Origin of the sequence: Aeromonas sp. QDB56 (assembly GCF_027705505.1) — a bacterium.
Classification (GTDB): Bacteria; Pseudomonadota; Gammaproteobacteria; order Enterobacterales; family Aeromonadaceae; genus Aeromonas; species Aeromonas caviae.
The window spans coordinates 1-16389 of sequence record NZ_JAPDBZ010000022.1 but is presented as its reverse complement, the minus strand read 5'-3'; the positions used below and the strand labels follow the sequence as shown (position 1 = coordinate 16389).

Here is a 16389-nt window from a genome sequence, read left to right as displayed (position 1 = left end):
CGTCTTCGTTTTCAGCGTTCTCCCGACTCGCAGCCGTCCCGGGCCACATCACCCTGCACGGCACGCTCCCCCCTTCCCGCCAGCCAGAGCGCGCTCATCAGCAGCAAGGCCGTCAGGGCGAAGGTGGCCCGGGTGGCAAACGCCAGCTCGTCCGCCGTCGCGAGGGCGAGATCGGGCCGCCCCGCCAGGGCGGCGAACAGGCCCCCCAGCCCCGCCGCCCCCGTCAGCTGGCCCAGGTTGCGCGACAGGGTCAGCAGCCCGGCCACTGCGCCACGGCTCGCCCCCTCCGCCTCCCCCACCACGGCGCTGTTGTTGGCGGTCTGGAACAGGGCATAACCGGCGGTGAGCAGCAGGATGGGCAGCAGGTAGCCGAGGGGCCCGAACGCCCTGTCCAGCAAGGCCAGCAAGACGGCGGCCACCACCATGAGCCCCCACCCTGTCCACCAGCCAGCCGGCGGGCATGCCGGACAGCGCCGCCAGCAGCGGGCCCATGGAGATCATCAGCCCCACCGTCCCCATGTCGAGGGCAAAGGCGCCGTGCAGGTAGAAAGGACCGATCAGCAGCGTCGCCACCATGACGCTGGCCACCAGCGCACTGGCGATGATCCCGCCTCTTTGCCTGGACGCCCCCAGCAACGCCAGGGGCAGCAGGGGGCGACGGGCACCCGAGTCGGCACGCACGAAGAGCGCCATGGCGACGAGCGCCCCTATCCCCGGCCAGGCTCCGAGCGGGCTGCCCCGGGTCAGTGCCAGCCCGTAGCAGAGCAGCGCCGTCACCAGCAGCAACAGACTGGTGAGCGGGAGGCTTCCCTCGGCAGAGCCCGCCTCATCCCGGGGCAGATCCCGCCAGGCACACCCCAGCGCCAGCAACGCCAGGGGGAGCAGCAGCAGGAAGGGTGCCTGCCAGCCAAATCCGCCGATCAACAGGCCGCCGAAGGAGGGGCCGAGCGCCGTGCCGCAGGCCGACAGGGTGCCGAGCAATCCCATGCTCCAGCCCCGTCGGGCTGGCGGCACCAGCTCTCCTGCCATGGCCAGCGAGAGCACCAGCATGCAGGCCGCACCCGCCCCTTGCAGGGTGCGAGCTGCAATGAGCCAGCTGATGGAAGGGGCCAGGGCGCACAGCAGGGAAGCCAGCGCAAAGACCCCGGTCCCCCAGAGCAGCAGGCGACGCCGCCCCAGACGATCCCCGAGCCGGCCCGCCACCACCGTCAGACTGGTGATCCCAAGCAGGTAGGCCACCAGCACCCATTGCAGGCTGGCGAAGGGCACGCCGAAGTCCTGCCCCAGGGCAGGCAGCACCAGGTTGGCCATGCTGCCCGCCAGCATGGGCAGCAGGGTGGCGAGCCCGAGCCCCGCGAGACCAAGACGGCGCGTCACGGGAGGGGGAACAAGAAGTGGTGTGGACATGGCAGTCTCTCCGGCAAGTGATGATGCACTCAGGCTAGCGGGGGAGATGACAAGGCGGAAGACGCACGGATTGCAGCTTATAGTTGCATCAGACGCCATATGAAGAGACGGCAACTCGCGTATCATGAAGGGGTCGGCCCGTCAGGCGCCGCCTGCGAGGAGACGACCATGACCCCGGATTTCAACCTGCTGATCACCCTGGATGCCCTGCTGGAAGAGGGCAGTGTGGCGGGCGCCGCCAGACGGCTAGGCCTGAGTGCTTCCGCCATGAGCCGGGCCCTGGCAAGGCTGCGGGATACCACGGGGGATCCGCTGCTGGTGCGGGCGGGACGCGGCCTGATCCCCACACCCCGGGCGCAGATCCTGCGGGATGAGGTTGCCCGCCTGGTTCAGGAGACCCGGGCCGTGCTGCGCCCCCAGCAGGAAGTAGACCCGGCGAGCCTGGAGCGCACCTTCCGCCTGCGATCCAGTGACGGCTTCGTGGAGGCGGTGGGCCCCGCCCTGCTGGCGCGCCTCGCCGTCGAGGCCCCCGGGGTGCGGCTGCACTTTCTGGCCAAACCCGACAAGGAGAGCGGCCCCCTGCGCCGTGGCGAGCTGGACTTCGAGACCGGGGTGATCGGCGCCACCACGGCCCCTGAGCTGCGCACCCAGGCCCTGTTCCAGGACCACTTCGTCGCCGTGGTGCACCCGGACCACCCCCTCTGCGACGGCACCCTGACCGTGGTGCGCTATGCCGCCGCGCGCCACGTGCTGGTCTCCCGCCGGGGCCAGCCTCACAGCCCCATCGACGAGATCCTCGCAGGCCAGGGGAAAAGACGCACCATCACCACCCTGGTACCCGGGTTTGCGACGGCGCTGGCCCTGGTCAGGGAGAGCAATCTGGTGGCGACGGTGCCGCACCTGCACTGCGCCAGCCTGCTCGGCGATCTGGTCACCCTGCCCCTGCCCTTCGCTCTGCCAGGGATCCGGGTCGCCCTGCTCTGGCACCCCAGTCAGGATGCCGATCCGGGCCACCGCTGGCTGCGCGCCCTGATACGGGACACCTGTGCCCGGCCCCCCTATCACACCGGGACCACCGACACCCCCTGATCCGGGTCAGGCAGCTCCCGGCTCCATCACCAGCCTCTTGTGGCCCGGGCACCCGCACCCGGGGCCTGAAGCGCCTGTCACCACCCCGTCACACCGACATGCCTGTGGCTTGGGCACAAGTGGTGGATCCTTCCCCCTGCCGGACGGGGATCACTGCCCCTCAGAGCGGGGCGGATCACATTGCGGGCAAAAAGATCCTGCCGCCCGCTTCCGCATTTTTTATATGGTCGTATAATTGCGTACAAAATGCATACACCAGGAGCGCCAGCCAGATGCACCCCACCCGTCAGAAACTGCTCGATACCGGCCTCGCCATCGCCACCGAGAAGGGGCTGCGCGGCCTCACGGTGCGCGAGCTGGCGGCGGCGGCCGAGGTGAACCTCGGCTCCTTCGTCTACCACTTCGGCAACCGCGACGCCTTTATCGACGAGCTGGTGGAGCTCTGGTACGCCCCCCTCTATGACGAGCTCAAGGCGGTGGCAGCCAAAGGCTCCTACCCCTCTGCCATCGCCATGTTCGAGGCCACCATGGAGGCGCTGATCGGGCTGGTGGCCCGCCAGCGCGGCTTCATCAACCACCTGTTTGGCGATGCGCTGGCGGGGGAAGGGGCGGCCCAGCGCTTTCTGCTCAGCCTGCCGCGCCGCCATCCCCTGCTGCTGATCGAACAGGTACGGATGGCACAGGCGGAAGGGTCGCTGGTCGCCGGTCACCCGCTCCAGCTGATGATCTTCATCATGGGGTCGGTCGGCCTGCCGCTGGTGATCGCCGGCAGTGGTCGCCAGCTCGGCTGGCTGCCCGAACAGGCCGCCCCCTTTCTCAGCCAGATAGACAACCCCGAGGCCGCCAGACAACGGCTGGTATGGGCCCTGCGCGGCCTGCGCTCCACCGACATCAAGGAAGGAGAAACGGCATGAAACAACCCATCGCCATCATCCCTATGGCAGCTCTGCTGCTGGCCGTTCTCGGTGGTGACCTCTGGTGGCAGACCCATCCTCAAGGAGAAGCAGCATGAAACAACGCATTGCAATCGTGGCCCTGCTGCTAACCGTTATCGGTGGCTACCTCTGGTGGCAGGGGCGCCCGGCCGACGGCTCCATCCTCTACGGCAACGTCGACATTCGCAACGTCAATCTGGCCTTTCGGGTCGGCGGCCGCGTCGATCAGGTACTGGTCGATGAGGGAGATAGCGTAAAAGCCGGTCAACTGCTGGCCCGCCTGGATCCGGCGCCCCTCACCCACAGCCGCGACAGCGCCTTGGCCAATCTGGCTGCGCTCACTGCCGCCAACGCCTTGATCCACAAAGGCTATCGCAGCGAAGAGACCGACCGCGCCCGGGCCGCACTGGCCGCCGCAGACGCCGCTGCGCTGGAGGCCGACCAGCAGTGGCGCCGCCAGAGCGCATTGGCCGCCACCGGCGCCATCTCCCGCGGTCAGCTCGATACCGCCCGCTCCCAGCGGGATCAGACCCAGGCGCAGGTGCGCTCGGCACGCGAACAGCTCGCCCAGCTCGAAACCGGCTACCGCCCGGAAGAGATTGCCCAGTCCGATGCCCAGCTGGAAGGGGCCAAAGCGGCGCTCGCCAGTGCCGAGCTGGCGCTGGCGGATGCCAGCCTGACCGCCCCCAGCGACGGCATCATCATCAGCCGCGCCATCGAGAACGGCAGCATGGTGCAGAGCGGAGCGACCGCCTTCAACCTCTCCCTGACCGCGCCGGTCTGGGTGCGCGCCTATGTGGAGGAGCCCTGGCTCGGCCACTTCCCGAGCGGCGCCAGGGTGACCCTCACCACCGACTCGCGGCCGGACAAGCCCTATCACGGAGTAGTGGGATTTGTCTCGCCCACCGCCGAGTTCACTCCGAAATCGGTGGAAACGCCGGATCTTCGCACCCACCTCGTCTACCGGCTGCGCATCGTGGTACAGGATCCCGACCCGGCCCTGCGCCAAGGGATGCCGGTCACCGTCAGGCTGGCCCCATGAGCTGCGCCATCTCCCTCGAGGGGCTCACCAAACGCTTTGGCGATCGGGTCGCCCTCAACGCCATCTCGGCCACCATTCCGGCTGGCGGCATCACCGGGCTGGTCGGCCCCGACGGCGCGGGCAAGAGCACTTTGCTGCGCCTGCTGGCCGGTCTGCTGATCCCCGAAGCGGGCACCATCCGGGTGCTGGGGCTGGACCCGGTGAGCGAGGGGGATCTGCTGCGTCAGCGCCTCGGCTACATGCCCCAGCAGTTCGGCCTCTACGAGGATCTCAGCGTGCTGGAGAACCTCACCCTCTACGCTGACTTGCGCGGCGTACTGGAGCCCGAACGCACGCCCACCTTCGCGCGGCTGCTCGCTTTCACCGATCTCGCCCGCTTCACCGCAAGGCCGGCGGGCAAGCTCTCTGGCGGGATGAAGCAGAAACTCGGGCTGGCCTGCGCCCTGCTCGGCACCCCGGATGTGCTGCTGCTCGACGAACCCGGGGTCGGAGTCGATCCCATATCCCGCCGCGCCCTCTGGCAGATGGTGCGCGAGCTGGCAAAAGGGGGGATGACGGTGCTCTGGAGTACCGCCTATCTCGATGAGGCGGAGCTGTGCGACCACGTGCTGCTGATGGCGGATGGCGAGGTGCGCACCAGCGGCACGCCAGCCGATCTGATGGGGGCCATGGCCAGCCGCTGCTGGCTGCTGGAGGCGGGGCAACTGGATGGCCGCGAGCGGCGCGCCCTGCTGCGCCGGGCACTGGCTCACCAGGCGGTGATGGATGGCGCGGTGGCGGGGGAGCAGGTTCGCCTGCTGCTGCACCCGGGCATGACGCCCCCGCCGCTCCCGGAGCTGCAATTGGCCAACGGCGCCTTTCAACCGGCCCAGCCCCGGCTGGAGGATGCCTTTATCGACCTGCTCGGCGGCGGCCCCGGCGGGGAGTCGAGTCTGGCGGCCGGGATGCGGGAAGCCGAACTGCCGCAGGGGGTCTCCCCCGAGGCGGTGATCGAGGCGCGCCACCTCACCAAACGCTTCGGCGATTTCGCCGCCACCGATGATGTCAGCTTTGCGGTGCGCCGCGGCGAGATCTTCGGCCTGCTCGGCCCCAACGGGGCGGGCAAGTCCACCACCTTCAAGATGGAGTGCGGCCTGCTGCGCCCGAGCGAGGGACAGGCGCTGGTGACCGGCATCGATCTGGCCCACAGCCCCTCGGCGGCACGCCAGCGCCTCGGCTACATGGCGCAGAAGTTCTCCCTCTACAAGCAGCTCACCGTGGCCCAGAACCTCTCCTTCTTCGCCGGTATCTACGGCCTGTTCGGCCGCCACCAGCAGACGCGGATCGACGCCATGGTGACTGCCTTTGCCCTCGCCCCCTGGCTCGATCAGAAGGCGGAATCCCTGCCGCTCGGCCTGCGCCAGCGCTTGTCGCTGGCCTGCGCCCTGCTGCACGAGCCGCCGCTGCTGTTTCTCGACGAGCCCACCTCCGGGGTCGATCCGGTGACCCGGCGCGAGTTCTGGTCGCACATCAACGCGCTGGCCGACCACGGCGTCACCGTGCTGGTCACCACCCACTTTATGGATGAGGCGGAGTATTGCGACCGCATTGCCCTCATCTATCGCGGCAAGCTGCTGGCCCTCGGCACCCCGGACGATCTCAAGGGGCTGGCCGCCAAAGAGGCGGCGACCTCTTTGCCAACCGGCTCCTTGCCGACCTGTTCTTTGCCAACAATGGAAGAGGCCTTCATCACCCTGGTCGAGCGGGCCAGCGAGGAGGACGCATGAGCATCAACCGTCGACGACTGCTGGCCCTGTGTCGCAAGGAGTCGCTGCAAATCGTCCGTGACCCGAGCAGCATCCTCATCGCCTTCATCATGCCAGTGGTGCTGCTGGTGGTGATGGGTTACGCCATCAATCTCGATGTGGACCATCTGCGCCTCGGCATCTGGCGCACCGACAGCGGCGCCCCGGCGGTGCGGCTGGAGCAGGCCCTGCGCGGCTCTACCGCGCTGGAGATCCACAGCGGCCCGAGCAAGGCGTCCCTGCTCGCCAGTCTGGCCCGTGGCGAGATCCGCGGCCTGCTGGTGATCGATGACGGCTTCTCCCGCGCGCTGGCCGGTCAGGGCAACGGCACGCCGCAGGCGCTGCTGCTGACCGACGGCTCCGAGCCCAACACCGCCAACTTCGTCACCAACTATGTGCAGGGGATCTGGCAGGGGTGGCTCGCTGGCGAGGGGGTCGCCATGCCAGTGTCGATAGAGAGCCGCGCCTGGTTCAACCCGGCACTGGTGAGTCGCAACTTTCTGGTGCCGGGCTCCATTGCGGTGGTGATGACCATCATAGGGGCCCTGCTCACCTCGCTGGTGGTGGCGCGGGAGTGGGAGCGCGGCACCATGGAGGCGCTGCTCGCCACCCCTGTCACCAAGGGGGAGCTGCTGCTCTCCAAGCTGCTGCCCTACTATGGCCTTGGCATCATCGCTATGCTGCTCTGCCTGCTCTTCTCGGTGGCGGTAATGGGCGTGCCGTGGCGCGGCTCCCTGCTGCTGCTCTTTCTGGTCACCAGCGTCTTTCTCGGCAGCGCCCTCGGACTCGGGCTGTTTCTCTCCACCGTGATGCGCAGCCAGTTCAACGCCGCGCAGGCAGCGCTGATCGCCGCCTTTCTGCCCGCCGTGATGCTGTCGGGCTTCGTGTTCGAGATCGCCAGCATGCCGCCGCTGCTGCGAGCCATCACCCACCTCATTCCGGCCCGCTACTTCGCGAGCTCCCTGCAGACCCTCTATCAGGCGGGCAGCGTCTTCTCGATCCTGTTGGTCAACGGTTTCTGTCTGCTGCTGCTGGCCGGTTTCTGGCTGGCCCTGACCGCCCGCAAGACGCGGCGCACTCTGGAGTAACCCATGCTGATCCGACTCTGGTGGCTGATCCGAAAAGAGCTGCAGGCCCTGATGGGCAATACTCAGGGGCGCTTTCTGCTCATCATGCCGGTGCTGCTGCAGACCGCCCTCTTCCCGTTCGCCGCCACTCTGGAGGTGACCGGCAACACGCTGGCCATCTACAACCAGGATGGCGGCGCCCAGAGCCGCGAGCTGCTGGAGCGCCTCACCCATATGCCCGCCTTCACCACCATCATTCCGGTGCAGGGCGAGGCGGGCATGACCGAGGCCATCACCGGGCAGCAGGCGCTGCTCGGGCTGATTATTCCGGGGGATTTTTCGCGCCGATTGGCGCGGGGCGAACCGGCCAAGGTGCAGCTGATTATCGATGGCCGCCGCTCCAACGGCGGTCAGGTAGCGGCGGGCTACATCAGTCAGGTGATCGCTCGCTGGCAAAGTGAGGGCAAGGGGCAACCCGAGCTGGCAGTACGCAACCTCTACAACCCCAACGTCGAGTTCCACTGGCATATCCTGCCGGCGCTGGTGGCCATCATCACCACCACCGGCTGTCTTATCGTCACCGCCCTCTCAGTCGCGCGGGAGCGGGAAGAGGGCACCTTCGATCAGCTGCTGGTCTCGCCCCTCACCGCAGGCTGGATCATGGCGGGCAAGGCGGTGCCCGGCATCATGGTGGCGGTGGGGCAAGGATGCATAGTCGCGCTGGCCGCCCGTTTTGTCTTTCACCTCCCCTTTGCCGGCAGCCTCAGCCTGCTGATGGCGGGCATGGTCTGCTACGGGCTGGCACTGGCCGGGATCGGGCTCTTCATCTCCTCGTTCTGCTCGACCCAGCAGCAGGCCTTTCTCGGGGTCTTCTCCTTCACCGTCCCGGCGGTGATCCTCTCGGGCTACATCTCGCCGGTGGAGAACATGCCGCAGGTGTTCCAGTGGCTGGCGGCCATCGACCCCCTCACCCACTTCATCGTGCTGCTCAAGGGGGTCTTCCTCAAGGGGTTTGACTGGTCGGCCGCCTGGCCCCTGCTCTGGCCGCTGCTCGCCATCGCCGGCGTCACCCTGTCGCTGGCGCTCGCCATGTTCCGCCGCCATATTGCCTGACGCGCCACCTTGTTCAGCTGATGCCCATTGATACCGGTCTCGCCCAGTGCGAGACCGGCCTTTTCCCGCCAGAAGTTTTCACTCCCCGGCCGTGGGTAAACCAGGCTTACCCTCCCCCCCTCACTCCAAGCCAGCGCAGAAACCATCAACTGGTATACCCATTTATGTATAGCTTTGAATTATCAGGAATTACCCCTGAGGGGATATATAAATAGACACTTGATTTGCATCAATCGTCTGCCCCTGCCGACTGGGTAGCCTAGCCTCAGAATGATGTTTTATTACTCCAAACTTGAGGCAACTATGAGCAAAGTCAGACTGGTCGTTGTGGGCAACGGCATGGTGGGGCACCGCTTCATCGAAGAGCTGATCGAGCGGGCCGATCCGGGCCGCTACGAGATCACCGTCTTCGGTGCAGAACCCCGTCCCGCCTACGATCGTGTCCATCTCTCCTCCTACTTCTCCCATCACACCAGCGAAGATCTCTCCCTCGTCAAACCCGGCTTCTACGACAAGCACGGCATCCGCCTGCTGCTCGGCGAAGCGGTGAAAAAAATCGACAGGGCCAACCGCGAAGTGCACTCCAACAAGGGCACTGTGGTCGGGTACGACAAGCTGGTGCTGGCCACCGGCTCCTACCCCTGGGTGCCGCCCATTGCGGGCAGTCAGCACCACGAGTGCTTCGTCTATCGCACCATCGAGGATCTGAAAGCCATCCGCAGCGCCGCCAAGAGCGGCAAGAGCGGGGTGGTGATCGGGGGCGGTCTGCTTGGCCTCGAAGCCGCCGGTGCCCTCAAGGCGCTGGGTCTCGAGACCCACGTGGTGGAGTTTGCTCCTGTGCTGATGGCCGAGCAGCTCGACGGTCAGGGCGGCCAGCTGCTGCGCCGCAAGATTGAATCCATGGGCGTGCAGGTACACACCAGCAAGAGCACCAGCGAGATCCTGATGCATGGCGGCGAGCAGGCGAAGCACCGCCTCGCCTTCGCTGACGGCAGCCAGCTTGAAGTGGATGTGGTGGTCTTCTCCACCGGCATTCGCCCGCAAGATACCCTCGGCCGCTACGGTGATCTCGCCATCGCCGAGCGCGGCGGCATCGTCATCGACGATCACTGCCTCACCTCCGACCCCGACATCTATGCCATCGGCGAGTGCGCCGCCTGGCAGGGCCGCTTCTTCGGGCTGGTGGCGCCGGGCTACAAGATGGCCCAGATCACCGTCGACCATCTGCTCGGCGGCGACAGCCGCTTCGAAGGGGCGGACATGAGCGCCAAGCTCAAGCTGCTCGGCGTCTCCGTCGGCTCCATCGGTGATGCCCATGGCCGCACCCCGGGCAGCCACAGCTATGTTTTCCAGGACGACCAGGCCGGCGTCTACAAGAAGATCTTGGTGAGCGAGGACAACAGCCGATTGCTCGGCGCCGTGCTGGTGGGTGACGTGGAAGATTACGGCAACCTGCTGCAGATGATGCTAAATGCCCTGCCGCTGCCGAGCCACCCGGACACCCTGATCCTGCCTGCCTACGCCGGTGCCAAGCCGACCCTGGGGGTGGATGCCCTGCCGGAAAGCGCCCAGATCTGCTCCTGCTTCGACGTCTCCAAGGGCGACATCGCCAAGGCGGTGGCCGAGGGTCACACCACCCTTGCCGCCATCAAGCAGCACACCAAGGCCGGTACCGGCTGCGGCGGCTGCGTGCCGCTCATCAGTCAGGTGCTCAACGCCGAACTGGTGAAGCAGGGCATCGAGGTCAACAACCACCTCTGCGCCCACTTCCCCCACTCCCGTCAGGAGCTGTTCCACCTGGTCAAGGTGGAGGGGATCAAGAGCTTCGACGAGCTGCTGGCCAAGCACGGTCAGGGCTATGGCTGCGAGGTGTGCAAACCGACCGTCGGCTCCATCCTCGCCTCCTGCTGGAACGAGCATGTGCTGAGCCCGCGCAACATCCCGCTGCAGGACACCAACGATATCTTCCTCGGCAACATGCAGAAGGACGGCAGCTACTCCGTCATCCCGCGCATGGCCGGTGGCGAAGTGACTCCGGAAGGGCTGCTGGCGGTGGCCGAAGTCGCCCGCGACTACAAGCTCTACACCAAGATCACCGGCGCCCAGCGCATCGGCCTGTTCGGGGCCCAGAAGGATGATCTGCCCGCCATCTGGCGCAAGCTGCTGGCGGCCGGATTCGAAACAGGTCAGGCCTACGCCAAGGCACTGCGCATGGCCAAGACCTGCGTCGGCAGCACCTGGTGCCGCTTCGGCGTGCAGGACAGCGTTGGCCTCGGGGTCTTCCTCGAGAACCGCTACAAGGGGATTCGCACCCCGCACAAGATGAAGTTCGGCGTCTCCGGCTGTACCCGCGAATGTGCGGAAGCCCAGGGCAAGGACGTCGGCATCATCGCCACCGATGCTGGCTGGAACCTCTATGTGGGCGGCAACGGCGGCATGAAGCCGCGCCACGCCGACCTGCTGGCGTCTGACCTCGACCGCGAGACCCTGATCAAGCTGATCGACCGCTTCATGATGTTCTACGTCACCAGCGCCGACAAACTGCAGCGCACCTCGGTCTGGCTCGGCAATCTGGAAGGGGGCGTCGACTACCTGCGCGAAGTGATCGTCGACGACAAGCTGGGACTGGCCGAGACGCTGGAACGCGATATCCAGACCCTCATCGACAGTTACGAGTGCGAATGGTCGCGCACCCTCAACGAAGAGGAAGCGCTCAAGCGTTTCAGCCACTTCATCAACAGCGACAAGCGCGATCCGGACGTCCAGTTCGTCGCCGAGCGCGACCAGCACAGACCCGCCACTCCGGCCGAGCGCATCCCCGTCTACCAGATCGAGGTGGAAACCAAATGATGAAATTCGCCTGCCAACTCAACGACATCCTGCCGGGCACCGGCGTCTGCGCTCTGATCGAGGGTCGTCAGATCGCTCTGTTCCGCCCGAGCGCGGCCGCCGAGGTGTTCGCCATCGACAACCGGGATCCCTTCTTCGCCGCCAATGTGCTGTCGCGGGGCCTGATCTGCGAACACGACGGCGAACTCTGGGTCGCCAGTCCGCTCAAGAAGCAGCGCTTTCGCCTGAGCGACGGCCACTGTTTCGACAATCCTGCGGTGTCGGTGCAGAGCTACCCCGTTGAAGTGCGCGACCAGCAGGTCTGGGTCGCCGTCTAACACCAGACCCCACCCCGGCCCTCCCCTTCACAGGGGAGGGAGCAAAAAGCCCCTCCCCCTTGACAAGGGGGAGGCAGGGAGGGGGTTAAAAAACAGTCAGGGCTGCCCGCGGGCGGCCCTCTTGAAGGAAGCAAAGATGTATACCGAAACCATCAACAAGTGCGCCGCCAACGCGGCCCGCATCAACCGCTTCGAGCGCAGCGACAAGCTCGGCTTCTGGCTCAGCTCCGCCATGGCGGGGGCCTATGTGGGCCTCGGCATCATCCTCATCTTCACCCTCGGCAATCTGGTGGATCCCGCCATCCGGCCGCTGGTGATGGGGGCCACCTTCGGCATCGCCCTGACCCTGGTGATCATCGCTGGCTCCGAGCTGTTTACCGGCCACACCATGTTCCTCACCTTCGGGGTGAAGACCGGCAAGATCACCATGGCCGACCTGCTGCGTATCCTGCCGCAGACCTGGGCCGGCAACCTGATTGGCTCCGTCGTGGTGGCGCTCATCTACTCCTACGGCGGCAGCCTGCTGCCGGACGCAGGCAGCCTGGCCCACAAGGTGGCGCTGGCCAAGACCCAGGCCCCGGCGATGACCCTGTTTATGAAGGGGATCCTCTGCAACTGGCTGGTCTGCCTCGCCATCTGGATGGCGCTGCGCACCGAGGGTGCCGCCAGGTTCATCGCGATCTGGTGGTGCCTGCTCGCCTTTATCGCCTCCGGCTACGAGCACTCCATCGCCAACATGACCCTGTTCGCCCTCTCCTGGTTTGGCGCCCACTCGGAGGCCTATACCCTGAGCGGCATCGGCCACAACCTGCTGTGGGTGACCCTGGGCAACACCGTCTCCGGCGCCCTCTTCATGGGCCTCGGCTACTGGTATGCCACCCCCAAGGCCGAGCGCCCGGTCGCGGTGAGCGAGACCACCACCACTGCCAGCCAGACCCAAACCGCCTGATCAGGAGGCCCCATGGACTACTTGCCCATCTTTTGCCGACTCGACAACAAACCCGTGCTGCTGGTCGGCGGCGGCGAGGTAGCAGAGCGCAAGGCGCGCCTGCTGCTGGATGCCGGTGCCCAGCTCACCGTGGTCGCGCCCGAGCTCGACCCCGAGCTGGCGGAACTGGCTGCCAGCGGCAGCATCGAGTGGCTGGCCGGTGAATTCGCGCCGCAGCAACTGACGGGCAAGTGGCTGGTGGTGGCCGCCACCGATCGGCGCGAGGTGAACGCACTGGTCTACCAGAGCGCCAATCAGGCGCGGATCTTTGCCAACGTCGTGGATGACCCGAAACGCTCCAGCTTCATCATGCCGTCGCTCATCGATCGCTCGCCGCTGATGGTGGCCATCTCCTCCGGCGGCAAGGCCCCGGTGCTGGCCCGCTTGCTGCGGGAAAAACTCGAGGCCCTGCTGCCGCAACATCTGGGGGCCGTGGCGACCTTCGCCGGCAGCCTGCGGGAGCGGGTCAAGGCGCGCTTCGCCAGCATGGGAGAACGGCGCCGCTTCTGGGAACGGCTGCTCGGGGCGGATCGGCTCGGGCAGGCGCTGGCCCGCGGTGATAGTGCCTCTGCCAATCAGCTGGCCGACAGCCTGTTTGCCGACGAAAGCCAGACCGCTGGCGAGGTGGTACTGGTGGGAGCTGGCCCCGGCGATCCGGGTCTGCTCACCCTGCACGCCCTGCGCCAGATGCAGCAGGCGGACGTGGTGGTCTATGACCGGCTGGTCTCGGACGAGGTGATGGCGCTGGTGCGCCGCGACGCCAAACGCATCTTCGTCGGCAAGCAGGCGGGCAACCACTGCGTGCCGCAGGAGGGGATCAACCAGCTGTTGCTGGAGGAGGCTAAAAAAGGGCAGCGGGTGGTGCGGCTGAAGGGGGGTGACCCCTTTATCTTCGGCCGTGGCGGCGAGGAGCTGGAGACGCTGGTCGGCAGCGGCATCGGTTTTCAGGTGGTGCCGGGGATCACCGCTGCCAGCGGCTGTGCGGCCTACGCCGGTATTCCGCTGACCCACCGCGATCACGCCCAGAGCGTGCGTTTCGTCACCGCCCACGGCAAGGGGGGCGCTCAGGATCTCGACTGGCCGCTGCTGGCCAAAGATCGGCAAACGCTGGTCTTCTATATGGGGCTCTCCTCCTGCGCCACCATCCGCGAACAGTTGCTGACCCACGGCAAGGCGGGCAGCACCCCGGTGGCGCTGATCGAGCGAGGCACCCAGCCAAGCCAGCGGGTCATTCGCGGTACCCTCGATCAGTTGCCCGCGCTGGCGGTGGGCGTCGAGAGCCCGGCCCTCATCATGGTGGGATCTGTGGTGACCCTGGCGGACCAGCTTGCCTGGTTCGGGCAAGGAGGCGCCGCAGACGCGGCCCTGGCCTCGGCCTGATCGCTGCATCCATTCCAACGCCACCCTCGGGTGGCGTTTCTTTTTCTGCATTTACTGTCATAACCTCTTGTTTTGAGTCTGGTATCCTATGGGGACTGTCCGCCGGATCACCGAATTCAGGAATTCTGCTTCATGTCCCTCCCCCCCAAGAACAGCGCCAAACAGCGTGAACACGACAGAGCCCGCATCCTCACGCTCCTGCTGGCCGATGACGCCCTCACCGAGAGCCTGCTCGACCCGCAAGGGGAGCAGGACGCAGCGCTTCGGGACCAGACCAGCGAGCTGACCCGGCTGGTCAACAGCCTGCCCGCCGCCGATATCGCCGATGCGCTGGAGTCCCTGCCGCCGGACGAGCGCCACGTGCTGTGGCAGCAGGTGGATGCAGACAAGCACGGCCAGATCCTGGTGGAAGCGTCGGAGACGGTGTGGGACAGCCTCATCAGCGGCATGAGCGACAAGGAGCTGCTGCACGCCCTGAGCACCCTCGACATCGACGACCAGATCTACCTGGGCCAGCACCTGCCCCGCAACCTGATGGGGCGGCTGCTCACCTCCATGGCGCCGGTGGACAGGGACAAGGTGCGGGAGGTGATCCGCTACGGCAAGCACACGGTCGGCGCCATGATGGACTTCGAGCTCATCACGGTGCGGCCCGACGTGACCCTGGCCACCGTCCAGCGCTATCTGCGCCTACGCGGCCAGATCCCCGAGAACACCGACAAGCTGTTCGTCACCGATCGGCGCAACCGGCTGCAGGGGGAGCTGCCCCTCACCGCCGTGCTGCTGCACAAGCCCGAAACCCTGGTGAGCGACGCGATGGAGAAGGATCCGGTCACCTTCGATCCGGAAGACAACGACGAGGCCGCCGCCCGCACCTTCGAGCGGGACGACCTGGTCTCCGCCGCCGTGGTGGATGCCAGGGGCAAGCTGATGGGACGGCTCACCGTCGCCGAGGTGGTGGACCTGGTCTATGAGGAGAGCGACACCGACCTGCGCCGGATGGGGGGGATCAGCGAGGAAGAAGACGTGTTCGCCCCCGTCTCCAAGGCGGTCAAGACCCGCTGGGCCTGGCTCGCCATCAACCTCTGCACCGCCTTCGTGGCATCGCGGGTGATCGGCCTGTTCGAGCACACCATCTCCCAGCTGGTGGCGCTGGCGGCCCTGATGCCCATCGTCGCGGGGATCGGCGGCAACACCGGCAACCAGACCATCACCATGATAGTGCGGGCGCTGGCGCTGCAGCATATCCAGACCGGCAACGTCTCCTTCCTGCTGTGGCGCGAGCTGGGGGTGGCCCTGATCAACGGCCTGGTGTGGGGCGGCATCATGGGCATCGCCACCTTCCTGCTCTATCAGGATGCGGCGCTGGGAGGCGTGATGACGCTCGCCATGATCCTCAACCTGCTGGTGGCGGCCCTGATGGGGGTCATCATCCCCATGACCATGAGCCGGCTGGGGCGCGACCCGGCGGTAGGGGCCAGCGTGATGATCACCGCCATCACCGACACCGGCGGCTTCTTCATCTTCCTGGGGCTGGCGACCCTGTTCCTGCTCTAGGGCCCGAGGCTGACCGTCTGCGGCTCCTGCCAAGACGCGGGGCCGCTTTCGCGCAAAAACGGCATTTCCCGCCACTGGGCAAGGAATAGTCGTTGAAATGCCAACCCCACTCCTTATACTGGATCCACCTGTTTCCAGCGGTGGATCTGACACAATGGAATACAACACTTCAGAACTGTGCGACATCTATCAGGACATGGTGGATGTACTCGAACCCATGCTCTGCTCCTTCGGCGGCCGCGCCTCTTTCGGCGGCGTCATCACAACGGTCAAGTGCTTCGAATCGAACGGCCTAATCCGTGAACTGGTCAAGGAGAACGGCGTTGGTCGCGTGCTGTTGATCGACGGTGGCGGCTCCATGCGTCGTGCCCTGATCGACAGCGAGATCGCCACCACGGCGGCGGAAAATGAATGGGAAGGGATCGTCTGCTACGGTTGCGTCCGTGAGGTCGATATCCTGGAAGATCTCGACATCGGCATTCAGGCCCTGGCGGCCATTCCGGTGGGCGCCGACAGCAAGGATATCGGGGAAACCGATCTGCCGGTCAACTTCGGCGGCGTCACCTTCCTGCCGGATGACCACCTCTATGCCGATACCACAGGGGTGATCCTCTCCCCCGATGCCCTCGACATCGAGTAAGCGGAGCAGAGTGAAAATGGGAGCCCTGGCTCTAATGCCGATCAGTTAAGGATCCATTGACCGATCCTCAGGCTGTGTAAGAATCCGAAACTCCTTGTTGGGTTTCGGATTTTTTTATGCGTATCGACCAAGCTCTCGACTTCATTCACGCCTGTCCTCCCGGAAAGTTTGAGTCCCTGTCTGACCTGCTGTCACCTGAACTGGTGCAGGCTTGCTTGGC

Annotated in this window: 12 protein-coding genes and 1 pseudogene; 12 read left to right on the top strand and 1 reads right to left on the bottom strand. The window is 66.1% G+C overall.

The window, feature by feature from the left end; all coding sequences use genetic code 11:
* Nucleotides 1–11 precede the first annotated feature (11 nt).
* A pseudogene (locus OKB81_RS05655) lies at nt 12–1407 on the bottom strand (MFS transporter).
* A 168-nt stretch (nt 1408–1575) separates the two neighbouring features.
* On the opposite strand from OKB81_RS05655, the gene OKB81_RS05650 reads away from it, so the two are divergent.
* The 12 genes from OKB81_RS05650 (at nt 1576) to rraA (ending at nt 16169) form a co-directional block, all read left to right on the top strand.
* Nucleotides 1576–2496, top strand: coding sequence for a LysR family transcriptional regulator (locus OKB81_RS05650; RefSeq protein WP_160837349.1), 921 nt, complete (start codon nt 1576–1578; stop codon nt 2494–2496).
* Nucleotides 2497–2768: 272 nt separating this feature from the next.
* Nucleotides 2769–3410, top strand: coding sequence for a TetR/AcrR family transcriptional regulator (locus OKB81_RS05645; protein ID WP_041211954.1), 642 nt, complete (start codon nt 2769–2771; stop codon nt 3408–3410).
* A gap of 94 nt (nt 3411–3504) precedes the next feature.
* The gene (hlyD, locus tag OKB81_RS05640; protein WP_160837351.1) at nt 3505–4473 is read left to right on the top strand and encodes a secretion protein HlyD; all 969 of its coding nucleotides are present in this window, start codon (nt 3505–3507) and stop codon (nt 4471–4473) included.
* Nucleotides 4470–6239 carry an ATP-binding cassette domain-containing protein gene (locus tag OKB81_RS05635; protein ID WP_160837353.1) on the top strand — a complete coding sequence of 590 codons (1770 nt, stop codon included), beginning with the start codon at nt 4470–4472 and terminating at the stop codon, nt 6237–6239. Before hlyD ends, OKB81_RS05635 begins: the two co-directional genes overlap by 4 nt.
* Nucleotides 6236–7345: an ABC transporter permease gene (locus OKB81_RS05630; RefSeq protein ID WP_160837355.1), complete on the top strand. Its 1110-nt coding sequence runs from the start codon at nt 6236–6238 to the stop codon at nt 7343–7345. Before OKB81_RS05635 ends, OKB81_RS05630 begins: the two co-directional genes overlap by 4 nt.
* A 3-nt stretch (nt 7346–7348) precedes the next feature.
* The gene (locus tag OKB81_RS05625; protein WP_005355575.1) at nt 7349–8437 is read left to right on the top strand and encodes an ABC transporter permease; all 1089 of its coding nucleotides are present in this window, start codon (nt 7349–7351) and stop codon (nt 8435–8437) included.
* 303 nt (nt 8438–8740) lie between these two features.
* Nucleotides 8741–11287 (top strand): nitrite reductase large subunit NirB, encoded by a 2547-nt coding sequence (nirB, locus tag OKB81_RS05620; RefSeq protein ID WP_160837357.1) that lies wholly within the window; start codon nt 8741–8743, stop codon nt 11285–11287.
* Nucleotides 11287–11604: a nitrite reductase small subunit NirD gene (nirD, locus tag OKB81_RS05615; RefSeq protein ID WP_160837365.1), complete on the top strand. Its 318-nt coding sequence runs from the start codon at nt 11287–11289 to the stop codon at nt 11602–11604. The genes nirB and nirD overlap by 1 nt, the downstream gene beginning before the upstream one ends.
* Nucleotides 11605–11740: 136 nt before the next feature.
* Nucleotides 11741–12553, top strand: a complete 813-nt coding sequence (gene nirC, locus OKB81_RS05610; RefSeq protein WP_160837359.1) for a nitrite transporter NirC — start codon at nt 11741–11743, stop codon at nt 12551–12553.
* Nucleotides 12554–12565: 12 nt separating this feature from the next.
* Nucleotides 12566–13972, top strand: a complete 1407-nt coding sequence (gene cysG / locus OKB81_RS05605; protein WP_160837361.1) for a siroheme synthase CysG — start codon at nt 12566–12568, stop codon at nt 13970–13972.
* A gap of 132 nt (nt 13973–14104) precedes the next feature.
* Entirely contained in the window at nt 14105–15529 is a 1425-nt protein-coding gene (gene mgtE / locus OKB81_RS05600; protein WP_010676044.1) for a magnesium transporter, read from the top strand.
* A gap of 154 nt (nt 15530–15683) precedes the next feature.
* Nucleotides 15684–16169 carry a ribonuclease E activity regulator RraA gene (rraA, locus tag OKB81_RS05595; protein WP_010676045.1) on the top strand — a complete coding sequence of 162 codons (486 nt, stop codon included), beginning with the start codon at nt 15684–15686 and terminating at the stop codon, nt 16167–16169.
* Nucleotides 16170–16389: the final 220 nt, after the last annotated feature.

What these genes read in the sequence shown, in the direction of transcription:
- hlyD (WP_160837351.1), top strand. Translation starts at nt 3,505, where the DNA reads ATGAAACAACGCATTGCAATCGTGGCCCTGCTGCTAACCGTTATCGGT.
- nirB (WP_160837357.1), top strand. Translation starts at nt 8,741, where the DNA reads ATGAGCAAAGTCAGACTGGTCGTTGTGGGCAACGGCATGGTGGGGCAC.
- OKB81_RS05630 (WP_160837355.1), top strand. Translation starts at nt 6,236, where the DNA reads ATGAGCATCAACCGTCGACGACTGCTGGCCCTGTGTCGCAAGGAGTCG.
- OKB81_RS05625 (WP_005355575.1), top strand. Translation starts at nt 7,349, where the DNA reads ATGCTGATCCGACTCTGGTGGCTGATCCGAAAAGAGCTGCAGGCCCTG.
- mgtE (WP_010676044.1), top strand. Translation starts at nt 14,105, where the DNA reads ATGTCCCTCCCCCCCAAGAACAGCGCCAAACAGCGTGAACACGACAGA.
- rraA (WP_010676045.1), top strand. Translation starts at nt 15,684, where the DNA reads ATGGAATACAACACTTCAGAACTGTGCGACATCTATCAGGACATGGTG.
- OKB81_RS05635 (WP_160837353.1), top strand. Translation starts at nt 4,470, where the DNA reads ATGAGCTGCGCCATCTCCCTCGAGGGGCTCACCAAACGCTTTGGCGAT.
- OKB81_RS05650 (WP_160837349.1), top strand. Translation starts at nt 1,576, where the DNA reads ATGACCCCGGATTTCAACCTGCTGATCACCCTGGATGCCCTGCTGGAA.
- OKB81_RS05645 (WP_041211954.1), top strand. Translation starts at nt 2,769, where the DNA reads ATGCACCCCACCCGTCAGAAACTGCTCGATACCGGCCTCGCCATCGCC.
- cysG (WP_160837361.1), top strand. Translation starts at nt 12,566, where the DNA reads ATGGACTACTTGCCCATCTTTTGCCGACTCGACAACAAACCCGTGCTG.
- nirC (WP_160837359.1), top strand. Translation starts at nt 11,741, where the DNA reads ATGTATACCGAAACCATCAACAAGTGCGCCGCCAACGCGGCCCGCATC.
- nirD (WP_160837365.1), top strand. Translation starts at nt 11,287, where the DNA reads ATGAAATTCGCCTGCCAACTCAACGACATCCTGCCGGGCACCGGCGTC.